The following is a 25,452-nucleotide window of genomic DNA, read 5'->3' on the forward strand; positions in this document are numbered from 1 at the left end:
ATTATGCAAACGGCATTAATTACTGGAGTAAACGGTTTCGCGGGGCGTCACCTTGCTCGATTACTAAAAAGTAAAAACTATAAAGTATTTGGAACAACGAGAGCTTCTGATATTATTATGCCAACTAACATGATCGATGGCTTGGTTGTTACACATCTAGATAATAAAGATAATTGGGTTCGAGTAATAAATGAAGTGAAGCCAGATGTAATATTTCATCTGGCTTCACAAAGTAATGTGAAAGTTGCTTGGGAGCAACCTAGTCTCGCCTTTCTATCTAATACTATGACTGCGTTGTACTTGTTTGAAGCTGTTAAGCATGTTTCTAAAAACATTCGGATAGTTAGTATAGGATCTTCGGAAGAGTATGGCTTCTATAACGAAATGGAATTTCCAATAAAAGAAGAATCTTACCCCCATCCGAGCAATCCATACGGGGTATCGAAACACAGCGTTGCATTGCTTGCTCGGCAATTTTATGAGGCATTTGATATGGATATTATCCATGTTAGACCATTCAATCACATCGGACCTGGACAAAAACGAGGCTTCGTAGTTCCTGACTTCGCTTATCAAGTCGCGATGATTGAAAAAGGAATCCAAAAGCCAGTTATTTCTGTAGGTAATCTATCATCTAAAAGGGACTTTACAGATGTTAGAGATATAGTGAAAGGTTATGAGTTGATCGCTAGTAAAGGTTTGAAAGGACAAACCTATAATATATGTTCTGGAAAACCTGTGGTTATTTCTGATTTATTAGAAATCTTAATTTCATTATCTTCGAAACAAATTACAATCGAAGTAGATCCCGGCAAACTACGACCGATCGATATTCCCATATATTATGGGAGTAACAAAAAGATTATAGAGCATACTTCTTGGGCAAGGAGCATTGAGTTAACTCAGAGTCTGGAAGATGTTCTTGAGGAGATTAGAAAAGAAGCATGGTCAGAAAACTTATGAATAGTGGGACCCTTTATATGATCTGGGATATGGTAAAGAGGGATTTTCGTAATAAATATGCAGGCTCGGTATTTGGCTTGCTATGGAACCTAATTCTTCCTATCGCTTATATTCTTATTTATACTACCGTTTTCTCTCAAATCATGGCTGCCAAATTACCCGGTATGACGAATACATTTGACTATAGCGTTTATTTAAGTTCGGGCATACTCGCTTGGACAATTTTTAATAATACACTAACCAGGTTTCAGAATGTTTTTGTTGACAATGCAAACATCGTAAAGAAGATATACTTCCCCAAAACAATATTGGTATTTTCCATAACTGTTTCATCCATTATAGAACTGATTATTAATTATTCCTTATTACTATTAGTTCTCGTTGGTATAGGGTATGATTTGCATCTAAACTATATTGTTGTTTTTTTAATTATTCTTTTACAACAAGTGTTTTGCACAGGCATTGGATTGATACTATCCGTATTTAACGTGCACTTTAGAGACCTGAACCAGATCACATCAATTTTTATCCAAGTGTGGTTTTGGCTTACGCCGATCGTATATGTTTTAGATATTCTACCGGATGGATTGAAGAAGACGATGTCATTCAATCCTCTTTATTATTTTATTGAATCGTATCAATCTTTAGTGTTGCGTGGAGATATTGTGAATATCATGGCTATGTTATTGATTTCATTAGTAACCTTCCTATTTGGCTGGATTGTTTATAAAAGAATGATAAATGAAATATCCGATCTGATTTAAGTAGGAGGTAAACCATGGAAAATCTTAATTTTGATGAGGAGCAATTAAAGAAGCGCATCAAGGAAAGGATATTATATAAAGTAGACCATCATTTTCTTGAAAATGATACCAGATCAAGTAACTCTAATACTTCTCAGTTGAAACCACTAATAGAGTTCCATAATATTTTGGAAGTGGAGTACTTCTCACACCGAAAGTTCTTGGGGAAGTTTATTATTATGGTAAAAAAAGGTTTAAGAAAACTTTTACGTCCAATTTTTATGAGACAGATTCACTTCAATCAAAAAGTTATTGATCATTTTTATATTGTGGATCACAACTTATCAGACACAATTGAAACTGTAAAGGGAACCTTTAAGAGGATAGCTGAGGAAACTGTTGATGAAATAATTGACGAGTTAAAGGGTTCACTTCAAGAAGTTGTTGCTTCTAACGCAGAAAGTATCCGTCGGTATTATGAGAATGAACTGCAGTCTAAGGTGGACTTACAGATTCATGATCACGTGGAGATGTTAAAATCACAATTGCATGATCAGGTGCAGATGTTAAAATCACAATTGAATGTGGAATTGAAAAGTAATGTTTATAGGGATTTAGCCTTTTTCGCAGGCAATCACTATAACGAAATTGAGAAGTATCATCTGCTTTTGCTTGCGTTAAGGGAAGATCCGAATAACTTGGAACTGGAAAAGGAAGTTCTCGAAGCCTTTGAAAGAATGAACATAAGTAGGTTGAAAACTAATGGCCAAATATAATGCAAGAATAGTTCCCCTTCATCTAGAGTCGCGAGTTAATACGAGTTCAGGAAAAATGAGCTCTATTTCATTGATGGTAACTAATATAGGTGATGAGGTTTGGTATGCCTATAGCAAGGATCATCCTGTGTTGATGGGATATCATTACATGAATGAGAAGGGGGAAGTAGTGGAAGGGATTCGAACGAAACTTCCTTATAACATTGCTCCTGGAGAGAGCGTACTGCTAAAGTGTAACTTTATTATATATTCCAAACTTAAAGAACTTGATATTGAATGGGATTTGGTGCGAGAGGGAGACGCTTGGTTTAAGAACTATGGGTCAAAAGTGCTTATAACGAAGATAAATATTGCCAAAAAATCCAAGAGCGTCCAAGAGATTAATGATGAAGTTGCGATAATTTGTGAAGGATTATCTAAGAAGTTTAAACTATACTCTCGGAATAGTTCAAAGTTGACCGAATTAATTTCAGCAGGAATCATAAAAAAACATCAAGATTTCTGGGCACTTAAAAATATTTCATTCAAGGTCAACAAAGGGGAAACCTACGGGATTATCGGATTTAATGGATCGGGTAAAAGCACACTTCTTAGTATACTTGCACAAACAAAGCATCACACTCAGGGAGTATTTCATGTTAATGGAAGAATAGCAGCGTTGCTAGAACTTGGAGCAGGTTTCCACCCTGAATTAACGGGTAGACAAAATGTGATTTATAATAGTTATTTATACAATATTCCAGGACATGAAATCGAGAGCAAGATGGAATCGATCAAAGAGTTTGCTGATATTGGGGAGTTTTTCGATAAGCCCGTGAAAAGCTATTCAAGTGGTATGTACGTTAGGTTGGCTTTTTCCCTCGCTATTCATGTGGATCCGGATGTACTAATTATAGATGAAGCACTTGCTGTTGGTGACGAGGTGTTTCAAAGAAAATGCTATGCAAAGTTCGAAGAATTTAAGGCCTTGGGTAAAACGATTATCCTCGTAACACACGATTTAAATGCCGTGAGGGCACTTTGTGATCGGGTAGGCATCATTTATGATGGAAGCCTAATATTCGAGGGCAGTTCCAATGAAGTCGTGAACTATTATCAAAAAATGTCCCTGACTGCGAACATGCAAATCATAGCTCAGACAGAAAAAAGGGCCGAAGAGCTAAGGTACGGTAACGGGAAGGCCAAAATAGTTGAGTTTGCATTGATAGATCATAAGGGGGAAGAATCTAACGTTTTTCTCAGTGGGGAAAACTTTACGATTTTCATTAGAACTGAGGTTCATGAAAGAATAACGTCTCCAGTCTTTGGGGTGATTATTAAGACGATAAACGGAATTGAAGTGTTTGGCACGAACACAAAGATTTTAGGTGCACAAGTCGGAGAGATTGATGCGGGAAATGTCATCAAAACAGAACTTAACCTCCCTAACTTTTTGAATGAAGGTTCTTATTTCTTAACTTTAGGGATAACTGATCAATCGACAAATGAGACTGTTACCATTGATCGAATGATTGATGTTACCTTCTTTAGAGTACTAAACGATTTTAAATCAATTGGACTTGTTAATATGAATATAAATGCGGGGGTTAAAATCGATGTCGAATAACAAAGTGATTTTAAGTCACCCAAAGGTTTATTTTTTTTGTTTTTCCTATAAAAAGGAAAAAGATATTGAAGCTATAAAAAAAGAAGTAAAAGCTTACTATCAAGCTTTTAAAAGCATTAATCAGGAGCAAACTTTTAAGTTTATCTCCTTGGAAGAAGAATTGGATGATAATGAAGAAGTGTATGATGAGCTGAACGATGTATATTACTGGGGAAAGAATTTCTCGGATCTTTTGCTTAAGGAAAAGCCTGATATTATACACATATTTGCTGACAGCTTAGAGGGCTATTATCTATTCGAAAGAAATTACATGTCATCATCGTTTGTAACTTTATACACCATGACGGGGATGAAGGGGTTCCAGAATCCTAATGAAGGATATCTTGTCCACTTGAGACATGCTATTGATATTGGAAACTTATATTTGTTTGTTGAGTCTACTCATACGAAGTGTGAGCTTGAGAAGCTAGGTCTCCAATCTCATTTAATGCTACCTAAAGTCAAAAGTATTTCTAGTTCAGCAAAGATGAATAGGAAGGATTCCCGTTTTACTATAGGATTTGCTTCCTCTCCTCTTACCAAAGAAATTTGGGAAGATCGGGGAGTATATTTGCTTTTGTCGGTAGCCGAGCAACTTAAGAATTATCGATTTAAACTAGCTTGGAGATATGAAGGTTATGAAGAATTGATAGAATTGATCCAACAGAATTCTATCGAAAATATTGAGGTTTATAATGGGCATTTGGATATGGCCCAATTCTATAGTGATATTGATGTTATGATTGCACCTTATACATCAAAAGAAAATAACCATGCATGTCCTCTCTCCATTGTTGAATCCGTAGTTCTTGGAATTCCCGTACTAGTCACGGAGCATGTTGGATTAAAAAATATCATTAAGAATTACCAGTTCGGTGTTGTTTCCTTGTCGGATTGTTCTGATATGATATCAAGTCTTAACTTGTTAGTGAAAGATTATGATTCTTATAAAAGAAACGTCCAAGAATTGGGTAAAGAGCTCTTTGATATTAGTTATCTACAATATGATAATAGTTACCTAAAGATATATGATGAATTGTCATATCAACTACCCTCACCAACATTGAAGCAGTGGCAACATGAACTTAATGAGGCAGGTAAGTTCTTGGTAATGGGACATGAGGGGATGACCCAGTATTACAATGATTCGTTTATTGCTGCTAACTATGATGAGTCAAGATTCGCTGAGTTTCCTATGAGAACCTATGACAGGCTTGAAAGAAAAGCTATCCAAATGCTTATTGATGTTTTCGCACCTAGAACGATCGGTAATAATATTTTGGATATAGCATCTGGGGATGGGAGAATACTTAGAACTTTAAGTGGATTGGGCGAAATTACTGCGGTTGAAAATTCATCTTTTATGATAGCTACTTCCGTAAATAAGTTGTCCACGGCTGTGTCCTATGTAAAGAAGGATTTTTTTGATTTTAATACTGAAAAGAAGTTCGATATTATTACTGTATTCAGGTTCATCAGACACTTCGATTTTATAGATAGAAAAGTAATATTCAAGAAAATTTACGACCTTCTTGCGGATGATGGAATAATTATTGCGGATTTTCCCAATACTCAAGCAGAAACGCAGTTGCGCTCATCACTCCAATGGTCTGATTTTAATGTTTACGATGTGTTTTGGCATCAATTTGAATTAATTGATGAGCTTCATGATCATGGTTTTGAGGTTTTAGATCAAATTGAGGTTGGAGAATTTTTGAATCCTGGCAGAGTCTCTGACCATCTTCCATTATCGAGAATCGTATGTTTTAGGAAAAGACGGGCGGTATAAAAGATGAAGAAAAAGATTGCTATTTGTCACTCACAGGTCCCTTTTGTCCGTGGGGGAGCAGAATTGCTGGTTGAATCCCTGTTGGATGAGTTGCGGAAGAGAAATTACAATGCGGAAATAATTGCTCTTCCCTTTAAATGGTATCCTAACGAACAACTAATTCAAAGTATGATGAATTGGAAGTTTATAGATTTATCCGAAAGTAATGGTGAAAAAATAGATTTGGTTATCGGCACTAAATTTCCGTCATACGGGATAAGTCATGTGAATAAGGTGACTTGGCTGGTTCATCAGTATAGACAAGTTTATGATTTGTTTGGAACAGAATATAGTCAATATGATTATTCACCTGAAAGCTTATCAATAAAGGAACTAATTCGTAGATACGATCACAATACTCTTACAGAATCGAAACGAATTTTTACGATAGCCCAGAATACTACAGAGCGATTGAAAAGATTTAATCAAATCGAGTCGGAGGTATTGTATCATCCCCCAAAGCATGTAGGTTTTTACCATTGCGACGAGTTTGATAATTATATCTTGTCTGTTGGGAGATTAGACAAATTAAAGAGAGTGGATTTGTTACTAGAGGCATTAAGTGATACGGATCCCGATATAAAATGTCTAATTGCCGGCCAAGGACCGGAACGAGAGAATTTAGAGAGATTATCTTCCAAACTTGGTTTAACCGATAGAGTCAAATTTCTTGGGTTTGTGGAAGACAAACAACTATTAGAGTTATATGCCAATTGTTTAGCCGTTTATTTCGCACCGTATGACGAAGATTATGGATACGTAACTTTAGAAGCATATCTATCCCAAAAGCCTGTTATTACCTTGGATGATACCGGTGGTGTTTTGGAATTTGTGAAGGATGGGGAAAGCGGGTTTGTTTTGTCAAATCTCCAGGAACTTTCATCAAAAATTGATTATTTACATCAGCACAAACAAGTAGCGAAGGACTTAGGACGTGTTGGCTATCAAGGGGTTAAAGATATATCTTGGGATTGTGTTATAGATCGACTAACGGAAACAATAAGGTAGGTTAATAAAAATTGAAAAAAAAGATAGCTTTTTTCTCGCCGTTAAACCCAATTCGATCAGGGATTTCTGACTATAGTGAAGACTTATTACCGGAGTTGTCTAAGTTTTATGATATAGAAGTATACGTCGAAAATGGATTTCAAGTAGAAAACACCAATATTATAAAGAACTTCGTTATAAGAGAGTTTTCTGAATTTCCTAGAAGATATAACGAGAAGCAATATAGTGCTGTTCTTTATCACATGGGAAACAACTATGCAGCACACAAGGAAATTTATGAATTTATACTAAGATATCCTGGAATCGTTGTATTACATGACTATTCACTTCATCATTTCTTTGCGGCTAAGACATTGGAGCAAGGCAATTTAGATGGATACCGTGATGAAATGTTATATTGTCATGGGAAAGAAGGGCTTGATGAGGCTAACCGCTTTTTGAATGGCGAAATAGGTCCGATTTGGGAGAATAATTCGCTGCAGTTCCCCCTTAATTTAAGAATTCTGGATCATTCTGCGGGCATAATAGTCCATTCGAGGTTTGCTAAAGATTTGTTGAGAAAACAAGCGAGTTATGTCCCTATTGAAGTTGTTCCTATTCCTGCACCACATATTAGTAAGTTTGAGGATTTGGAGAAAGAAAAAAAAGAGGCTCGGGAAGAACTTGGTATTGATCAAGGAGATTTTGTGATTAGTTCACTGGGTTATGCTAATCCCACAAAGAGAATAGATAAGATTATTGAAGCCCTCTCGATTATCAAGTCTAAGCAAATTATAAAAAAACTGAAATTTTATGTTGTTGGAGAAGTTTCACCTTCATATGGAATAAAGGATCTTGTTAAAAAGTACAAACTCGAGAATCAAGTTGTTTTTACTGGATACGTTGACCTTAAAGATTTTGATAAATATATTTCCGCTTCAGATATGTGTATTAATTTGAGGTATCCAACGCAAGGGGAGAATTCCGCTAGTTTGCTTAAGATCATGGGGCATGGGAAGCCAGTTATAACCACTAATATAGGGAGTTTTGCTGAGTTTCCCGATAGCTTGGTTTTTAAGGTGGGAATCAATAATAAAGAGATCGAAGAAGTTAGGGATATCATCCTAAAACTATTTAATAACCAAGTGCCCAAAAGTTTAATGGGAAAAATATTGAATTATACGACTGAGAATAATACTATGTTGGCATGCGTCAACGGATATAAAGAGTTTATAGACAGGGTAGCAAGTGGTGAGGTTGTCAATATGAATATCGGGATTAAGATATATCTAGAGTTGTTTGGGCAAATTATTTCTAAACAGTATCTACAAAAAAAAGAAATGGATGTTATACTTGATTCTTGCTTGAGTAAGATAACTATGAGTTTCTTAAAATGATTTAAATACTATAGAAGAATAATCCAACTTATAACTGTATTTATTTCATTTATTGTTACCTTACTATTTATTACACTTTGTGAAAACTATTATTATGGATTGGCTGTGTGAGATATCTAATAAAGTTTGAACAAAATTTTTTATTATTTTTGAACGTATAACTCATCAAGAGATTCATATCTAGAGATCTTTGTTTAGTTTTGTGGGTTGTGGTTTTTGATCAAAATCTTATTAATCTTAAGGTGGTAGTTATTATTGCTATACAACAGAAGAGACTTTTGGAACTTTCTTGGTGGGTTAGTATTTTTCAGTTTATTTCTTTTTGCGATATTGAAGTTATGGAAAGCTGATTTTTATATTCCATTTGGATATGATGGAGACTATCTTTCAGCTAGTAGTTTCATTAAATCGGTAGTGGATTTTGGTTGGTATATAAATAATCCATCGTTAGGTGCTCCATTCTCTTTAAATATGAATGATTATCCTTTAGGTGGGGATAATTTTAATTTCCTGATTGTAAAAGTTTTATCATTATTCACTAACGATTATGCTATTGTTAGTAATTTATTTTACTTGGTATCATTCTATTTAACTTACTTATCTGCATATTTGGTATTAAGAAAACTAAAAATCCAGTACTCTTTGAGTTTTATCGGAAGCATAATGTTTGCCTTTATGCCTTATCACTTTTTTAGAGCTAATGGCGGACATATTTTTCTTTCTTTTTATTTTATGATACCCTTTGCCATATTGGTTTCTTTTTGGATTTTTAGTAGTAATTTTAATTTATTGAATTATAGTAATAATGACTATAAGCGAAAAAATATTGCAGTTATTTTTATCTCCATATTACTCGGTTCTACTGGAACATATTATGCTTTTTTTGCAGGTCTTTTTTGGTTCTTGGCTTCTATTATAAGTTTCTTAAAAAACAAAAAAGCAAATACTCTAATTAGTGGTTGTTTAGCTGTTTTCTTAATTCTTATCTCGCTTATCATTAATTTAGCGCCCTCAATTATATTCAAACTATCTAATGGCCCAAATAATGAGGCATCAATCAGACATTCAGTAGAGTCAGAAATATATGGACTCAAAATTGACCAGATATTAATGCCGATACAAGGACATCGATGGGATGTATTTAGTGATATTTCCCAGAAATATGCTGCATCAGCACCCTTAGTAAATGAAAACCATACTGTTTCACTTGGGATAATTGGGAGTCTTGGCTTTATCATTTTGATTGCCGTTCTATTCTATAGTCCCCCAAAAATTAATAACAATATTAGTAACATGTCTTTACTAAATATAGCCTCTGTTTTGATTGCCACAATAGGTGGATTTAGTTATGTTTTTGCAGCTGTTATTACTCCCTCAATTAGAGGTTATAACCGAATCATACCCTTTATTGGATTTATGTCGATATACACTGTAATAATTATAATCCAATTTTTATTAAATAAGATAGGGAAAAGAAAACGGATTTTTTCAATATGTATGCAAGTAATGATTTTGTTGTTTGCTGTTTGGGACCAAACCTCTCCACAGTTTGTGCCAAACTATTCGTCTCTTAAAGAGAGATATAATATAGATAAGGATTTTTATAATCATATTGAGAAAATTCTAGATAAAGGCGATTCAGTTTTTCAACTTCCGTACATTCCCTTTCCTGAGCATCCTACTGTTAATAATATGGGAAATTACGATCACTTAAGAGCGTATCTTCATACAAGTCAACTTAGGTGGAGCTTTGGCGCTATGAAAGGGTCGAAGGAGGATTTAGTTATTCGAGAAATTTCTAATGAGCCTGCGAATAGATTGCTAGAATCAATAGCTTATGCTGATTTTAGTGGAATTATGTTTAATAGGGATGGATATTCTGATAATAAACTCGAGCAGGAGATATCAGGTTTATTGGGTATCAGCCCGATAGTAAGTACTGATGGGAAGTTAGCATTCTATGACATCAGAGACTACAAGAACATTTTGAAAATAAAAGGGGACTGGGAAAATAAGCACAACGCTGTTTTACACCCAGTACTCACAAATTTTTACGACGGATTTTATGATGTCGAAGAAGACAATTATTCGAGCTGGAGATGGAGTGATAAAGGAGGTAAGATTGATTTCATCAATACCTCCGATAGCCCCCAAAAAATAACATTTTCAGGGTATATATCTACTAGTACAGAGAAAAAGTCAACTTTAGTTATAAATAGTGCTACATTCAGTGAAGTAATTGAAATTAACTCGGTCCCACTTCTTTACTCGAAATCTATAGAAGTACAACCAGGAGAAACAACTATAACATTGGAATCAAATGCAGAACGCTTGAATGCCCCTAATGATCCTAGGAATCTCTATTTTAGAATAGACAATTTTAGTCTAATAGTTTCTGAATAAATGTTTCCTGTAGTTTTTTGTTTGGTTTTTATTGATGAAATTTATATTAAGGGTGTGCTAAGTATGAAAGGGATTGTATTAGCAGGAGGTAGTGGGACTAGACTTTATCCATTAACTAAATCGGTTTCAAAGCAGTTACTTCCAATATACGACAAACCTATGATCTATTACCCATTATCTGTTCTTATGTTAGCAGGAATCAGAGAGATACTCATTATATCAACTCCTGAAGATACAGGTAGATTTGAACAACTGTTAGGTGATGGTCAGGATTTAGGAATATCCATAAAGTACGCAGTTCAACCATCGCCGGATGGACTGGCTCAAGCGTTTATTATCGGTGAGGATTTCATTGGAGATGATCGTGTAGCCCTTGTATTAGGGGATAATATCTTCTATGGTCAGGGATTTTCCGAGATGTTATTAAAGGCAGCGCGAGTCGAAAAAGGTGCAACTATATTCGGCTATAAAGTCAAAGACCCATCCCGGTTTGGTGTTATAGAATTTGACGAAAATCATAATGTTGTGTCTATAGAAGAAAAACCTGAGGTACCTAAGTCAAAATATGCGGTGACCGGTTTATATTTCTATGATAATGATGTGATTCAGATAGCTAAAGGTATATCACCCTCTAAACGTGGAGAACTCGAAATAACTGATATTAATAACGCTTATCTAAGAAGAGGAGAACTAAAGGTTGAAATATTTGGAAGAGGTTTCGCTTGGTTAGATACGGGTACCCATGAATCATTACTTCAGGCCTCGCACTTCGTGGAGACAATAGAAAAAAGGCAAGGTTTTAAAGTTGCTTGTCTAGAGGAAATTGCGTACTCTATGGGTTTCATTGGAAAGGACCGAGTTGCAGAACTTGGTCGAAAAATGATTAATAGTGAATATGGGAAATATTTAGTATCTTTAATTGAATAGTTTTCTTTGTTTATTAGCGTAGTTCCTTACGGTCGTGGCTCGAGATGATCAAAAATACAAGTTGAGGTGCTTTATGACATTGAATAACAATGCAAATGAGAGTAGGATTATTCAACTCACTGAGTTTGGTGATGAACGAGGACTATTAACTGTGGTAGAAGGAAGTAATACAATTCCCTTTGAAATAAAGAGGGTGTTTTATATCTATGGAACTGCTAATGGTGTAAATCGGGGGCTTCATGCACATTACAAGACTAGGCAATTGCTTGTCTCGGTTTCTGGAAGTTGTACCATTTCATTGGATGATACTAAACGAAAAAAAGAAGTGGTATTAGACAGTCCTTCAAAGGCCCTCCTGTTAGAACCTAATGATTGGCATGAAATGTACAATTTCACACCAGATTGTGTTTTGTTAGTTCTTGCATCTCATTTATATGACAGTGAAGACTATATAAGAGACTATTCAAAATTTGTAGAGGTATATGGCTGATGAAAAATAATTATTTTGCTCATACTCATGCTATTGTTGAATCAGACCAAATAGGTGAGAATACACGTATTTGGGCGTTTGCTCATGTACTACCAGGAGCAAAAATAGGTAATAATTGCAATATTAATGACCACACATTTATCGAAAATGATGTAGTGTTAGGAAATAACGTAACTGTGAAATCAGGAGTCTATATCTGGGATGGAGTAAGAATTGCTGATAATGTGTTCATTGGACCAAATGTAACTTTTACTAATGACCTAAGGCCAAGATCCAAGCAGTATCCCGAAACCTTCCTAACTACGGTTTTGGAAGAGTGGGTATCTATCGGCGCTAATGCAACAATTATTGCTGGAAATAGAATTGGTAAATATGCAATGATAGGGGCTGGTTCGGTGGTTACATGTGATGTTCCAAATAATACTTTATGGTATGGAAACCCTGCCAGATTTAAAGCTTATATTTGTAACTGTGGCGAAAAGTTAGACGAACAGCTCTCTTGTAACGCATGCGGAAGAAAATTTGTAGTAGAGGAAAATAAATTGCAAGAAGTAAAATAACAACGAAATCAGGTGAGTTGATGTGATTCCTTTTCTTGATTTGAAAAAGATTAACTTACGTCACGAAGAAGCCATATTACACGGTATGAGAGAGGTTCTTCATTCTGGCTGGTACATCCTGGGGCAAGAGGTTAAGGATTTTGAAAATAAATTTGCTGACTTTTGTGGGACAAAGTACTGTATAGGGGTCGCAAATGGATTAGACGCACTCGAGCTAATTATTCACGGGTATGGTATTGGAGAAGGAGATGAAGTAATCGTTCCATCTAATACCTATATTGCATCCATTCTGTCAGTATCGGCCAATGGGGCGACTCCCGTATTGGTTGAACCCGATTTATTTACTTACAATATTGATCCTTCAAAAATTGAGGAGAAAATCACTTCAAGAACAAAAGCAATCTTGGTTGTTCATTTGTATGGCCAAACTTGTAATATGGACCCAATTATGGATATAGCTCGAACGTACAATTTGAAGGTTATTGAAGACTGTGCACAAGCGCACGGAGCTATATATAAAGGGAAGAGAACGGGGAATTTGGGGGATGCAGCAGCTTTTAGTTTCTACCCTGGAAAAAATTTAGGAGCATTAGGTGATGCTGGAGCAATTACTACAAATGATGAAGAGTTACAGAAAAAATTGTTTGCATTAAGAAATTATGGTTCTAATAAAAAATATCATAATATTTATAAAGGATTTAATAGTCGTTTAGATGAAATTCAAGCGCCTATTTTAAAGGAAAAACTAAAATTTTTAGATGCAGATAATACCTACCGGAGAGAAATAGCAAGTTTTTATCTTAATAATATTTCTAATAGCAATTTGGTCTTGCCAATTGTTGAGAACGGTGAAGAATCGCATGTTTGGCATGTGTTTGCTGTTAGGGTGAAGGAACGTGAGAAGTTTATGCAATACATGACAGATAAAGGGATTCAAACACTAATTCATTACCCTATTCCTCCTCATAAGCAAGAAGCATACAAGGAGTGGGGACAATTGAATTTCCCTGTATCCGAACAAATTCACTCGGAAATCGTTAGCATACCCATTAGTCCAGTGCTTGAGATGAGCGATGCAAATCATGTGGTGGAGGCAATAAATGAGTATCGATAGATTTAAATTTTCGATAGTTGTCCCGATCTATTATAATGAGCTAAACATACCGTACACTGTTCCCAAATTACAAAGCCTTCAGGATCTAATACCTGATTGCGATATGGAGTTTGTCTTTGTAGATGACGGTTCTAAAGATGCTTCATTAAAGTTATTACTTGAGGCAAAAAAAACAGACCCTCGTATTAAGGTAATTAAATTAAGCCGCAATTTTGGCTCTATGGCTGCGATACAAGCTGGACTCGAACATGCGACTGGTGACTGTGTTGGAATAATCTCAGCTGATTTACAGGATCCCCCTGAGTTGTTTGAACAAATGATTTGCCAATGGAAATCTGGAAAGAAGGTTGTCCTTGCCACTAGAGCTCAACGGGAAGAGTCCTTTTCTCAACGAGTATTTTCAAACTCTTATTATTTCTTATTAGAGAAGTTTGCACTCAAAGGGTACCCTAGAGGTGGCTTTGATTTTGTTTTAATTGATAAACAAGTAGTAAGAGAAATTTTAGATATTAAAGAAAAAAACACTAATATTATGAGTTTGATCTATTGGTTGGGACATGAGCGGGATCTACTACCTTATACCCGACAAGAAAGGAAGTTGGGGAAGTCCAGATGGACTGTCTCAAAAAAAGTGAAGCTGTTTGTAGACTCCTTTGTTAGTTTTTCATATATGCCGATACGAATAATGTCCTTGATTGGATTAGTGACTGCCATAATTAGTTTTTTATATGGGATTTTTGTTGTTATCAGCACATTGTTTGGATTGATTCAACTCCAAGGTTGGACTACCATTATTGCTTTGATAACATTTTTGCTTGGAATTATTATGACCATGCTTGGAATTATAGGAGAATACCTTTGGAGGATACTTGATGAAAGTAGAGGAAGACCGGCCTACATTGTGGACGAGATATTTAAATAGCTCATTTCTAAAGTTTGTTATAGTTGGTGGTCTAAATACAGCCATAACGTACGGAGCCTATCTCTTGCTTCTCTTGTGTTTTGAATATAAAATTTCTTATTCTATATCATATATTTTAGGAATTCTCTTCTCCTATTATTTTAATACTAAGTTTGTATTTAGGGAAAAAATAACATTGCTGAAATTCCTGAAATTTCCAGTTGTTTACCTAGCCCAATATCTAATTAACGTGGTAATTCTTCATATACTTGTTGAATATATTAATATGCCGGCTGAGATTGTTCCCTTAATTGTAATTGTAGTGAGCCTGCCGATAACTTATTTGCTCTCAAAATTCATTATAAAGGGCAAATAATCAGCTTGGTACAATTATTTGGAGGAGGTTTTCTAAATGAAAGTAACACCGTTGTATCTAGACGGAGTAATGATTTTAGAGCCGGATGTTCATATAGATCAACGAGGCTTTTTCATGGAAAGTTATAATGAATCCGTTATGATTGATAATGGAATTAGACATAAATTTGTACAGGATAATCATTCTTTATCCAAAGATGCTGGGGTAATTCGCGGATTACATTATCAATTAAACCCAAAAGCGCAAACCAAGCTTATTTGGGTTATTCGCGGTGCCATTTATGATGTTGTCTTGGATATTCGCAAACAGTCTCCTACTTTTGGGCAGTGGGTTGGGACAATTCTAAGTGAACACAATAATCGACAACTCTTAATTCCTAAGGGGTTTGCTCATGGATTTTGTACATTGAGTCCAAACACCCAAGTTTTTTATAAAGTGGACGAATACTACTCCCCAGATCATGACCGTGGCATATTATGGAATGATCCAGAGTTGAGTATTGCTTGGCCAACAACTAATCCAATTCTTTCCACTAAGGATCAAAATCACCCTTTATTCAAAAACGCAGAAATTAACTTTTAAAATAGATAATTGGAGGATTCCTTCAGATGAAACTTCTCGTTACAGGCGGTGCCGGCTTCATCGGCAGCAACTTTGTCTTATATATGCTGAAACAGCATCCAAATTACCAGATTATTAATGTAGATGCACTGACTTATGCGGGGAACCTGGAGAATCTGAAGTCGGTGGAAGGCAATCCCAATCATAAGTTTATTAAAGCGGACATTACAGAAGCTAAGGCCATGGACGCTTTAATTGGCCAAGGCGTTGACGTTATCGTTAACTTTGCGGCAGAGTCGCACGTGGATCGCAGTATCTTGGAACCGGATATTTTTGTGAAAACGAATGTACTGGGGACGCAAGTTTTGCTTGATGCGGCGAAAAAGCACGGGGTCAAAAAGTTCGTTCAAGTCTCTACCGATGAGGTTTATGGAACGTTGGGGGAAACGGGATTGTTCACAGAAGAGACGCCGCTTGCTCCGAACAGTCCTTATTCGGCAAGTAAAGCTGGCGGGGATTTGCTCGTTCGTGCTTATCATGAGACCTTCGGACTTCCTGTAAATATCACACGATGTTCCAATAACTACGGCCCTTATCAATTCCCGGAGAAGTTAATCCCATTAATGATATCCAGAGCCCTTGCGGATGAAGCGTTGCCTGTGTATGGGGATGGTCTCAATATTCGCGATTGGCTTTATGTGGAGGATCATTGCAGTGCGATTGACCTTGTCATTCATCAAGGGCGTGATGGCGAAGTCTACAATATTGGCGGTAATAATGAGCGAACCAATTTGCATATTGTGCGTACGATTCTCGAGCAGCTTGGCAAGCCGGAAACGTTGATTAAACATGTGCAGGATCGTCCAGGGCATGATCGTCGTTATGGGATTGATCCTACCAAAATCATGAAGGAGCTTGGCTGGAAACCAAAGCACACGTTTGAAACGGGGATTAAAGAAACCATTCGTTGGTATCTAGAAAATAAGGAATGGTGGACCCGGATTCAAACAGGGGCCTACCAAGAGTATTACGCCAAACAGTACGGTCATCGTTTGGGTGATCCATCATGAGAGTGCTTGTAACCGGAGCGAAAGGTCAGCTGGGCCATGATGTTGTGCAGCTTTTTGAGAATGCTGGGCATCTTGTGCTGGCATGTGATCGGGACTCGTTGGACATCACCGATGAGGCAATGTGTCTGGCACGTGTGCAACAGTTTAAGCCGGATGCGATCATCCATTGTGCAGCATATACGGCGGTCGATCAGGCGGAAACCGATGTTGATGCCGCATATGCCGTGAATGCTGTAGGAACGCGTAACATGGTGTTAGCGGCAGAGCGAGTAAAGGCGAAGTTCTGCTACATCAGTACGGATTATGTATTCGATGGAACCGCTGAATCGCCTTACCAAGAGTACGATAATACCAATCCCCTGAGTGTCTATGGGAAGTCAAAACGAGCTGGAGAAACATTGGTTCAAAGCCTGTCTTCCGCGTTTTTTATTGTTCGGACATCCTGGGTATTTGGTTTGCATGGACATAATTTCGTGAAGACGATGCTGAAACTTGGTCAGGAAAAGCCATTACTTAATGTTGTAAACGATCAAAAGGGTTCCCCTACTTACACGGTAGATCTGGCTGCATTTCTGCTGGAATTGATTCAGACCGAGAAATATGGGATCTATCACGCTTCAAATACAGGGGAATGTACATGGTTTGAGTTTGCCCAGGCCATTTTTGAAGAAGCATCTAGCGTGTTTGGGCAAGGTTATTCGGTACGTGTAGAGCCATGTACAACCGAAGATTTTCCGCGCCCAGCTCCTCGTCCTCGAAACTCGGTTATGGATCATCTATCCATTCGCACAAATGGCTTTCAGGATATACGGCCATGGAGAGAGGCGCTTAAAGCATTTCTGATTGATCTAAAAGCTAACCAGGAGAGATAAATTCTGGTTAGCTTTTGCTATTAACCTCTGAATTACCACGATACATAGAGGGTTTGATATAATACATACAACAAACTATAGCAAAGGAAACCTACCCCATGAATCCAACCGTCAGCATCCAAATCGTTACCTATAACAGCGCCAAGGACATCGAGGAATGCCTGGACGCCGTACGACAACAAACCTATCCGATCCAGGAAATGATCGTTATCGATAATGCGTCCACAGATGGTACGGTGGAGCGGGTACGAGCCTATGTTGAGCAGACCCATGCGAACAACATCCACTTGGTAGCTAATTCAACAAACACCGGCTTTGCTCCAGCTCACAATCAGGGGATCCGCATGACGCAAAGCAATTATGTGTTGGTGTTGAATCCGGATGTACAGCTTGGAACCGAATATGTTGAGCGGCTTGTGGGAGTCATGGAACAACGTCCAGAGGTGGGAAGTGCTACGGGGTTGCTTATCCTAAAGTCGTCCCCGGATATCGTGGACAGTACCGGTTTGCTGATGAATGGGATATGGCGTGCTTTTGATCGTGGGGCAGGGGAACCGGCGAGTCGATGGAGAGCATCTGGCGAAGTATTTGGCGTATCGGGTGCCGCGGCCATGTACAGACGCAAGATGATCGATGAGCTATCGGTGGATGGCGAGTTTTTTGATGCGGATTTTTTTGCTTACAAAGAGGATGTTGATGTCGCTTGGCGAGCTAACTTGCTTGGCTGGAAAGCCTATTATTGTGCGGAAGCCGTAGCCACTCATGAGAGAGGGTGGAAGAAGGGGAGCCGTCATACGCAGCCGTTGTTCATTCGTCGGTATTCTTACATCAACCGATATAAAATGATTTATAAGAATCTATCAGGAGCACGATGGATGAAGCATTTGCCGAAGCTGCTGGCTTATGAGCTGGCGAGCAATGGATATATGCTACTAAGAGAACCTAAGGTGCTTGGGGCCTGGAAGGACTTTTTTGATAAAATGCCAGAATTGCAAAAGAAACGGCGGGAGATCCAGCGCAGAAGATTAATGGAATAGCTGCAATGTTCACCTTTTCTTCCGCTTTCTCCCTCTTTCACCTCCTTCATGCCATGATGTGCTATAATGTCGATAGATTAATTTATTTGTAGATTCGGAGCGCACATATCATGGATTTAAGTATATTGATCGTCAATTATAATACACACCAGCTGACGTTGGACTGTCTGCGGTCGGTATACGACTCCGAGACGGTCTATTCGTATGAAGTCATTGTCGTGGACAATGCTTCAAGGGATGGTTCGGTGGAGGCAATTCAAGCTGAGTATCCGGAAGTGGTGCTGATTGCGAACCAGGATAACACGGGATTTGCCAAAGCGAACAATCAAGGGATGGCGATCGCCAAGGGACGTTATGTTCTTCTCTTGAATTCAGACACCGTAGTGCAGCCCGATACTTTTCAGATTATGGTTTCCTATATGGATGAACACCCAGAGCTCGGGGCATCAGGATGCAAAGTTATCCTGCCGGACGGCTCGCTGGATAAAGCGTGTAGAAGAGGATTTCCTACACCGTCCGCGTCCTTTTACTATGCTTTCGGATTCTCGAAGCTCTTTCCTAACCATCCGCGCTTTAACCAGTACCAGCTCGGGTTTTTGGATCCGAATGAGACATATCCGGTCGACTGTCTGGTTGGTGCCTTTATGCTCGTGAGACAGGAAACGATTCGCCAGGTTGGCGGTTTAGACGAAACCTTTTTTATGTACGGAGAAGATGTGGATTGGTGCTATCGCATCAAGCAAGCGGGGTGGGGGATACATTATCATCCTGCTACATACATTGTTCACTATAAGGGAGCTAGCAGCCGGCGTAAGCCCTTCAAGATTATCTATGAATTTCACCGCGCGATGTGGGTTTTTCATAGGAAGCATTATGTTCGCAACTATTCTTGGGTAACGAATGCAGCTGTGTATTGTGGGATCTCATTAAAGTTCCTCTTATCTCTAGCCAAAAACAAACTACTCCCGGTAGGCATGAAATCTCCATCAGGGGCAAGCCAGCCGGAGTTGGCGGAAGTCAAAGCGGAGGTGAAATCATGATCCGTAAGAACCAACGGTTCTTAACTCAATTGTATATTCTCACGGATTTCGTTTTTATCCAAATTGCCTTCCTGCTTGCTTGGTGGGTGAAGTTCGAAAGCGGTTGGATTCAGTACGAGCGGCCGCTTCCCGTAGAAATTTACGCCTTCTGGAGCGTTGTCTATGGTGCGATTGCAGTGTTTGTGGGGATCTTAATTTCCTTGTACACCCCAAAACGCAAAAAGCGCTTCGCCGATGAAGCCTGGAAGATCTTGCAGGTTCATGTTGCAAGCCTGTTCCTGTTGCTGAGCTTGATGTTCTTCTTCCGACAGGTGGACATCTCCCGTCATTATTTGGCGTTATTTGTGACGTTCAATTTGCTCTTGATTATGTTTTATCGGTATTTTTTGAAAAACGCCCTAAAACAGCTGCGGAGGAAGGGTTACAACAAACAGTTTGTCCTGATTCTTGGAGCGGGATCGTTAGGCCAACGCTTCCATGATAATTTGCGGCAATATCCTGAACTCGGCTATGAGATCGTTGGATTTTTAGATGATCAGAAGGTTTGGGAGAGGGACGAGGCAGTTCGCTATAAGCCGATCCTCGGAAAAATCGATGAATTGGAGCGCATCCTGGAGCAGAAGTTGATTGACGAAGTGGTTCTGGCACTCCCGCTGGAGGCGCATCATCGATATGCTCAGATCATAGCCATATGTGAAAAAGCCGGCGTAAGAACGTTAATTATTCCGGACTACTTTGATTATTTGCCAGCCCGGCCCTACTTTGATAACTTTGCGGGAATGCCGATGATTAACGTTAGAGATATTCCGCTGGATTTGGCCGGGAACCGGGTCGCCAAGCGGATATTTGATATCGTCTTTTCGCTGCTGGCGATCATCATCACCTCACCAATTATGTTGATTGTTGCGATTGGCGTCAAACTGACGTCCAAAGGCCCGATCATCTTTAAGCAGGAGCGGGTAGGGCTGAATCGGCGGACATTCCAAATGTACAAGTTCCGTTCCATGCGGGTATTGCCCGAAGGAGTTGAGGACACGGGCTGGACGACCCAAAACGATCCGCGTCGCACCAAGTTCGGGGCGTTTATTCGAAAGACAAGCCTTGATGAGCTGCCGCAGTTCTTTAATGTATTGGCGGGGCATATGAGCGTGGTGGGACCGCGTCCGGAACGACCTTATTACGTGGATCAGTTTAAAGAGGAAATCCCGAAATATATGGTGAAGCACCATGTGAGGCCGGGGATCACCGGTTGGGCGCAAACCCATGGGCTTCGCGGAGACACGTCGATTGAGGAACGAATTAAGTACGATCTTTTCTATATTGAGAACTGGTCAATTTTATTAGATATCAAAATCGTACTGAAAACCGTCGTAAATGGTTTCGTCAACAAAAACGCATACTAACAGGCTATCCCCTCACAAAAAACGGTCTCTTCACTTCGAAGAGGCCGTTTTAGCTTTTAGATCCTTCCATCTCCTCACCCCGCCATTCCTCGATCCGTACCAACGGGAACCTTCCGCCAACGCCCTCGCATTTTGCGGTAACCGATGCACAAGCTTATGCTGACACAGGCGCACAGGATAAATGAAATCAGAGTTTGAGCGTATACGCCAAAGCCACTGAGATAATTCAATGCCAGCAGGTTCGTATATCGCAAAATAAAGGCATGCACCAGATAGGCGCCAAAGGAATATTTACCGATGAGGCTTAATGCGAGTCCCGCCTTGGTAGGCCGGGTGAGCAGGCGTTGTACCCCATAAAAAAGAAACGGAAGCATCGCAAGCGTGGCCCACAACATCAGCGGCTTCAGCGGCCCTGTAACGTTGGCGCTAGTCAAATAGTCGCCAGCTGCCGCGCCTTGGTTGATGGCGGCGATTTTGGTGCCGATATAGATCAGGAAAAGTACAGTAAGCGCCAAGCTGATCCCCCAGAGGGAGCGTACGGCCTTTTTCCAGCGCTCATAATACAAGCCGACCAATCCACCCAGTATGAAATAAAACGTCCAGAATAGAAAATTGCGGTCTAGATAGCGATAGAGGGTACTTAAGATCGGTTGGTCCGATTGGAAAACACCCTTCCTCAGTGCTTCCAGCAAGAGCAAGTTGGCAGCCAGGAACACTAGAGTGACGGCCAAATTTACCTTAGCTGGTCGTTTGCCGGACAAGAGCTGCCGGAACACGGGAAACAGCAGATAAAACGGGATAATCATGACCATAAACCACAAGTGATACGAGGCTTTTCCCGTCAGAGCCAGCTCCAGCACATGCAGGAGATCCTTCCAGCTGCTGAAAATAACATCTCCGCTGCGAAGACTCACCCAGATATAGTAGAAGATCGTCCAAAACAGATAAGGGAGGACGACCTGTTGCCCTCTTCTTTTTAAGAAGCGTCCAAATTGAAAGGATCGGTCGTAATTATAAAACAACACTACGCCGGTGATAAACACAAAGAGCGGGACAGCGAACCGAATCAATCCCAGAAAGGTTGTCCCCAAGCTGACGGATAACGGCGATATGTCGGGTTGAACGAACAATCCGGCGATAGCATGCTGCAGCACGACTGCCAGGAAGGCAATCCCGCGAAGGGCTTCAATCTCCTCCAGTTTTGCTTTTCTCTCCATAATGTCCTCCATTAGGGTTTGGCATAGAACGACCATAAAGAAAATGTGTGCATTCGTCAACCGTATTCCTGAATCTACCGGGAACTCTATCACTTGAGAGATTGTGAGATATGCTATAATGTCCATAAACTAGAAACGTAGATAGGATCACATTCTCATGAAAAACAAACTTCTCAACAACCTCCTTCTGATCTTGGGTATTGTGCTATTGGTGCTCAGTTGGCTCCCGGAGACACCGAAGACAGGGAAGGGCGACTTTCGAGCCCATCGGATGGTGGCCCACGCCATGGGTGGGATTGAAGGTTTGACGTATACGAACACTTCTGATGCTTTTCTCACAAACTATGATCAAGGGTTCCGCGTGTTTGAAGTCGATTTGCTGCTCAGCAGTGAAGGCAGACTCGTGGCGCGTCATGAGTGGGGAGAGAGCTTCACCCGGCAATTAGGGCAGGAGGACGAGTTGGCAGCGGATCGACAAGGTGCGGTTCTGAGCTACGCCGAGTTTAAGGCGGCGAAAATTCAAGGTGTGTACGAGCCGTTGGATTGGGACGATGTGCTGGAGTTGATGGAGCAGTACCCGGATGTGTATATCATCACGGATACCAAGCAGTCCAGCCCGGAAGAAATTCAACAGATTTTTACCCAGATCGTTGAACAGGCCAAGGCGAAGGACCCAGAGCTCTTGGAGCGGGTGGTGCCGCAAATCTATAACCGCGAAATGTGGGAACCGGTTCAAGCAATTTATCCGTTTGCTTCGGTGATTTTTACGTTATATCAAACGCATGATACCGACGAGGAAGTGGTGGCTTTTGCGGAGGACAAGCATCTCGCAGCCGTCACCATGTCGGATATGCGGGCGAACGCACAGCTGATCGAGGAGCTCAACCGGATTGGCGTGCCTTCTTACATCCATACGATTAACGACCGGAAGACCATGGCCAAGTTCAAAAGGATGGGGGCTTACGGGTTCTACACTGACTTTTTGACGGAGGCAGATTTGGCAAAAAACACGGGAATGCTGTCCTTAGTAAACGGATTTGCGTGGTAAAAAACGTATCATGAAGGGGATCTCATAGGTTGTAGGTTGTCCGCTCTCTTCTCAAGATTATCCCTTTGCATCAGGGAGTGAGGAAGTGATCCGCTCTCCAGTCAGCCTCATCGACTAGAGTTCTTCGAAGATCACACCAACGATCCAATAAGCCCTCTCTCTGAACCAAAGGGATAATCCCGCAAAGAGATGCCAGAAACGTGATAAGGCCCCGTCTTAGAGCTTAGAGCCGTAAGAACTGCGGCATTTTTTTGTGTTCGGCGTGCCCAGCTAAGCACGCATCTTCTAGCCGGTGAAAGTCCGGTCGCGGGAAGGGCCAAGCCCCCGCGTAGCTAGGATACCTACGTATGGCGAAATCTGTACGTAGAAGCGTATCGACGAAAGTACCTGTCAGAGGCAGGGCGAGCAACATACCAGGCCGTAACATGAAAGTGAATCCTGCCGCGTCGTCAAAAAGGCCTCGCAAGAGGGAAAAGAGGAAGCCGAGTCCCGCGTACATGGACGAAGGCCATGGAAGCTGCCTAGAACTTGGAGCGGCAGTGAAGAATCCTCCGGCGTAGAGGGAACGGCATGGTATGAAAGAGGATGCAGTGAACTGGGGAGGCCCTCCCCTGCACGGTTGCAGAAACCGTAAAGAGGCCTTCTATAAGCCCCAGAGGTGAAGTGAACGGTCTGCAGGAAGGGAGTCCGAGGGGCTCATAGTACCGTGGAACGCAGGACAACACAACCTGCGGGAGGGAAGGAGCTCTGCTTTGTTCAAGTTTCTTGAGGAGGTACGAGTCAGTGAATGCCAAACGGCTAACAACACCAGAGGAAAACGTTCAAGAACTCCAAGGGAAACTCGGTCATGCGGCCAAGGAGAACAAGAAGCGAAGATTTCACGCGCTGTACGACAAGGTCTATCGGGTAGACATCTTATGGGAAGCGTGGCGAAGGGTACGAGCCAACGAGGGCTCGGCAGGAGTGGATGGAGAGACGTTGGCAGACATCGAGAAACAGGGAGAAATGCGTTTTGTGCTTGAATGTCAACGGCTACTGAAAGAAGGGAAGTACCATCCACAACCCGTTAGACGCCACTACATCCCGAAGAAAGATGGCAAACTGCGACCGCTGGGGATCCCGACGGTGAGAGACCGCGTCATCCAGATGGCGACCAAACTCGTCATGGAACCCATTTTCGAGGCGGATTTTCAGGACACGTCTTTCGGTTTTCGGCCTAAGCGGAGCGCGAAACAGGCGTTGGAGCGAATCCGGAAAGCATGCAACCGCAAAGGAAATTGGGTGGTCGACGTCGACATCCAAGGCTACTTCGACAACATCAATCAGGAGAAACTGATGAAGCTGATCGAAATGCGGATCAGTGACAGGCGAATCTTGAAGTTGGTGAGGAAGTGGTTAGGTGCGGGAGTGAGGGAAGAAGGAAACATCCGACGCTCAGACTTGGGTACACCGCAAGGGGGAGTGATCTCACCACTGCTGGCGAACATCTACCTGAATTACTTTGATCTTCTGTGGGAACGACATGGCGGTAAGCTTGGGGAACTGACGCGTTATGCAGATGATCTGGTGATCATCTGCAAGACGAAGAAGGACGCACAGCGGGCCTATGAACTCATACGAGCGATTATGGAACGCCTGGAATTAACCCTGCACCCCACGAAAACGCGCATCGTTGGACTTTGGACTGGGGAAGAAGGCTTCGATTTTCTGGGCATGCATCATCGAAAGACGAAGGCCGAAACATCCAAAGGCCAAGTGTACTACACAACCCAGCAGTGGTTGTGCCGGAAGGCGGAAGAGCGAATACGGGAAGGGGTAAAAGAGCGATTAGCTCCGCCAGGTATGCGACGCCTGAGTTTCGAAGAGCACGTGGAGTACCTGAATCCAAAGATTCAAGGCTGGCGCAATTACTACTACACAGCTTACAGCCAGAGGAAGATGGCGAAGTTGGATTGGTATATCCGGCAGCGGTTTGCGAAGTGGTATGCTAAGAAACACAAACGCAGACGATGGTTGAGTTCGCTGCGCGAAGTGAAGTCTTTGTCTATTCAATATGGACTTAAAACGCTCTTGTAATCTGCATGCTCATGATGA

The 25,452-nt window shown here is 40.6% G+C and carries 23 protein-coding genes; 22 read left to right on the plus strand and 1 reads right to left on the minus strand.

Annotated elements, in window-relative coordinates; all coding sequences use genetic code 11:
* The first annotated feature begins 3 nt into the window (after window positions 1–3).
* From M3G15_RS10555 to M3G15_RS10650, 20 genes are all read left to right on the plus strand, one after another.
* Window positions 4–963: a GDP-mannose 4,6-dehydratase gene (locus M3G15_RS10555; RefSeq protein ID WP_260070861.1), complete on the plus strand. Its 960-nt coding sequence runs from the start codon at window positions 4–6 to the stop codon at window positions 961–963.
* Window positions 945–1,727 carry an ABC transporter permease gene (locus tag M3G15_RS10560; protein ID WP_260070862.1) on the plus strand — a complete coding sequence of 261 codons (783 nt, stop codon included), beginning with the start codon at window positions 945–947 and terminating at the stop codon, window positions 1,725–1,727. The genes M3G15_RS10555 and M3G15_RS10560 overlap by 19 nt, the downstream gene beginning before the upstream one ends.
* Before the next feature lie 14 nt (window positions 1,728–1,741).
* Window positions 1,742–2,482 (plus strand): hypothetical protein, encoded by a 741-nt coding sequence (locus M3G15_RS10565; RefSeq protein WP_260070863.1) that lies wholly within the window; start codon window positions 1,742–1,744, stop codon window positions 2,480–2,482.
* Window positions 2,469–4,088 (plus strand): ABC transporter ATP-binding protein, encoded by a 1,620-nt coding sequence (locus M3G15_RS10570; RefSeq protein ID WP_260070864.1) that lies wholly within the window; start codon window positions 2,469–2,471, stop codon window positions 4,086–4,088. Before M3G15_RS10565 ends, M3G15_RS10570 begins: the two co-directional genes overlap by 14 nt.
* Entirely contained in the window at window positions 4,078–5,916 is a 1,839-nt protein-coding gene (locus tag M3G15_RS10575; protein WP_260070865.1) for a methyltransferase domain-containing protein, read from the plus strand. The genes M3G15_RS10570 and M3G15_RS10575 overlap by 11 nt, the downstream gene beginning before the upstream one ends.
* A 3-nt stretch (window positions 5,917–5,919) precedes the next feature.
* The gene (locus tag M3G15_RS10580; RefSeq protein ID WP_260070866.1) at window positions 5,920–6,963 is read left to right on the plus strand and encodes a glycosyltransferase family 4 protein; all 1,044 of its coding nucleotides are present in this window, start codon (window positions 5,920–5,922) and stop codon (window positions 6,961–6,963) included.
* Between the two features lie 11 nt (window positions 6,964–6,974).
* Window positions 6,975–8,339, plus strand: coding sequence for a glycosyltransferase family 4 protein (locus M3G15_RS10585; RefSeq protein ID WP_260070867.1), 1,365 nt, complete (start codon window positions 6,975–6,977; stop codon window positions 8,337–8,339).
* Between the two features lie 255 nt (window positions 8,340–8,594).
* Window positions 8,595–10,742 carry a DUF6311 domain-containing protein gene (locus tag M3G15_RS10590; RefSeq protein ID WP_260070868.1) on the plus strand — a complete coding sequence of 716 codons (2,148 nt, stop codon included), beginning with the start codon at window positions 8,595–8,597 and terminating at the stop codon, window positions 10,740–10,742.
* Window positions 10,743–10,805: 63 nt separating this feature from the next.
* Window positions 10,806–11,669 carry a glucose-1-phosphate thymidylyltransferase RfbA gene (gene rfbA / locus M3G15_RS10595; RefSeq protein WP_260070869.1) on the plus strand — a complete coding sequence of 288 codons (864 nt, stop codon included), beginning with the start codon at window positions 10,806–10,808 and terminating at the stop codon, window positions 11,667–11,669.
* Window positions 11,670–11,748: 79 nt separating this feature from the next.
* Window positions 11,749–12,159 carry a sugar 3,4-ketoisomerase gene (locus M3G15_RS10600; RefSeq protein ID WP_260070871.1) on the plus strand — a complete coding sequence of 137 codons (411 nt, stop codon included), beginning with the start codon at window positions 11,749–11,751 and terminating at the stop codon, window positions 12,157–12,159.
* A complete protein-coding gene (locus tag M3G15_RS10605) occupies window positions 12,159–12,719 on the plus strand; it encodes an acyltransferase (protein ID WP_260070872.1) in 561 nt (186 codons plus the stop codon). Before M3G15_RS10600 ends, M3G15_RS10605 begins: the two co-directional genes overlap by 1 nt.
* Before the next feature lie 22 nt (window positions 12,720–12,741).
* Complete coding sequence (locus tag M3G15_RS10610; RefSeq protein WP_260070873.1) at window positions 12,742–13,833, plus strand: DegT/DnrJ/EryC1/StrS family aminotransferase; 1,092 nt, start codon at window positions 12,742–12,744, stop codon at window positions 13,831–13,833.
* A complete protein-coding gene (locus tag M3G15_RS10615; RefSeq protein ID WP_260070874.1) occupies window positions 13,820–14,755 on the plus strand; it encodes a glycosyltransferase family 2 protein in 936 nt (311 codons plus the stop codon). Before M3G15_RS10610 ends, M3G15_RS10615 begins: the two co-directional genes overlap by 14 nt.
* Complete coding sequence (locus M3G15_RS10620; protein ID WP_260070875.1) at window positions 14,706–15,110, plus strand: GtrA family protein; 405 nt, start codon at window positions 14,706–14,708, stop codon at window positions 15,108–15,110. The genes M3G15_RS10615 and M3G15_RS10620 overlap by 50 nt, the downstream gene beginning before the upstream one ends.
* A 36-nt stretch (window positions 15,111–15,146) precedes the next feature.
* The gene (gene rfbC / locus M3G15_RS10625; RefSeq protein ID WP_260070876.1) at window positions 15,147–15,692 is read left to right on the plus strand and encodes a dTDP-4-dehydrorhamnose 3,5-epimerase; all 546 of its coding nucleotides are present in this window, start codon (window positions 15,147–15,149) and stop codon (window positions 15,690–15,692) included.
* A 26-nt stretch (window positions 15,693–15,718) separates the two neighbouring features.
* On the plus strand, window positions 15,719–16,741 hold the full coding sequence (rfbB, locus tag M3G15_RS10630) for a dTDP-glucose 4,6-dehydratase (RefSeq protein WP_260070877.1): 1,023 nt from the start codon (window positions 15,719–15,721) through the stop codon (window positions 16,739–16,741).
* Window positions 16,738–17,613 carry a dTDP-4-dehydrorhamnose reductase gene (rfbD, locus tag M3G15_RS10635; RefSeq protein ID WP_260070878.1) on the plus strand — a complete coding sequence of 292 codons (876 nt, stop codon included), beginning with the start codon at window positions 16,738–16,740 and terminating at the stop codon, window positions 17,611–17,613. Before rfbB ends, rfbD begins: the two co-directional genes overlap by 4 nt.
* Before the next feature lie 98 nt (window positions 17,614–17,711).
* Entirely contained in the window at window positions 17,712–18,650 is a 939-nt protein-coding gene (locus M3G15_RS10640) for a glycosyltransferase family 2 protein (protein WP_260070879.1), read from the plus strand.
* Window positions 18,651–18,760: 110 nt separating this feature from the next.
* The gene (locus M3G15_RS10645; RefSeq protein ID WP_260070880.1) at window positions 18,761–19,690 is read left to right on the plus strand and encodes a glycosyltransferase family 2 protein; all 930 of its coding nucleotides are present in this window, start codon (window positions 18,761–18,763) and stop codon (window positions 19,688–19,690) included.
* Complete coding sequence (locus M3G15_RS10650) at window positions 19,687–21,093, plus strand: undecaprenyl-phosphate glucose phosphotransferase (protein ID WP_260070881.1); 1,407 nt, start codon at window positions 19,687–19,689, stop codon at window positions 21,091–21,093. The genes M3G15_RS10645 and M3G15_RS10650 overlap by 4 nt, the downstream gene beginning before the upstream one ends.
* Window positions 21,094–21,167: 74 nt before the next feature.
* Here the strand turns inward: M3G15_RS10650 and M3G15_RS10655 are convergent, their stop codons facing one another.
* A complete protein-coding gene (locus M3G15_RS10655; RefSeq protein ID WP_260070882.1) occupies window positions 21,168–22,310 on the minus strand; it encodes an acyltransferase in 1,143 nt (380 codons plus the stop codon).
* Window positions 22,311–22,467: 157 nt separating this feature from the next.
* On the opposite strand from M3G15_RS10655, the gene M3G15_RS10660 reads away from it, so the two are divergent.
* Entirely contained in the window at window positions 22,468–23,358 is an 891-nt protein-coding gene (locus M3G15_RS10660; protein WP_260070883.1) for a phosphatidylinositol-specific phospholipase C/glycerophosphodiester phosphodiesterase family protein, read from the plus strand.
* Between the two features lie 783 nt (window positions 23,359–24,141).
* Window positions 24,142–25,434 (plus strand): group II intron reverse transcriptase/maturase, encoded by a 1,293-nt coding sequence (gene ltrA, locus M3G15_RS10665; RefSeq protein WP_260070884.1) that lies wholly within the window; start codon window positions 24,142–24,144, stop codon window positions 25,432–25,434.
* The last annotated feature ends 18 nt before the right edge of the window (window positions 25,435–25,452 follow it).

Source organism: Paenibacillus sp. p3-SID1389, assembly GCF_025151705.1.
Lineage (GTDB): Bacteria > Bacillota > Bacilli > Paenibacillales > Paenibacillaceae > Fontibacillus > Fontibacillus phoenicis.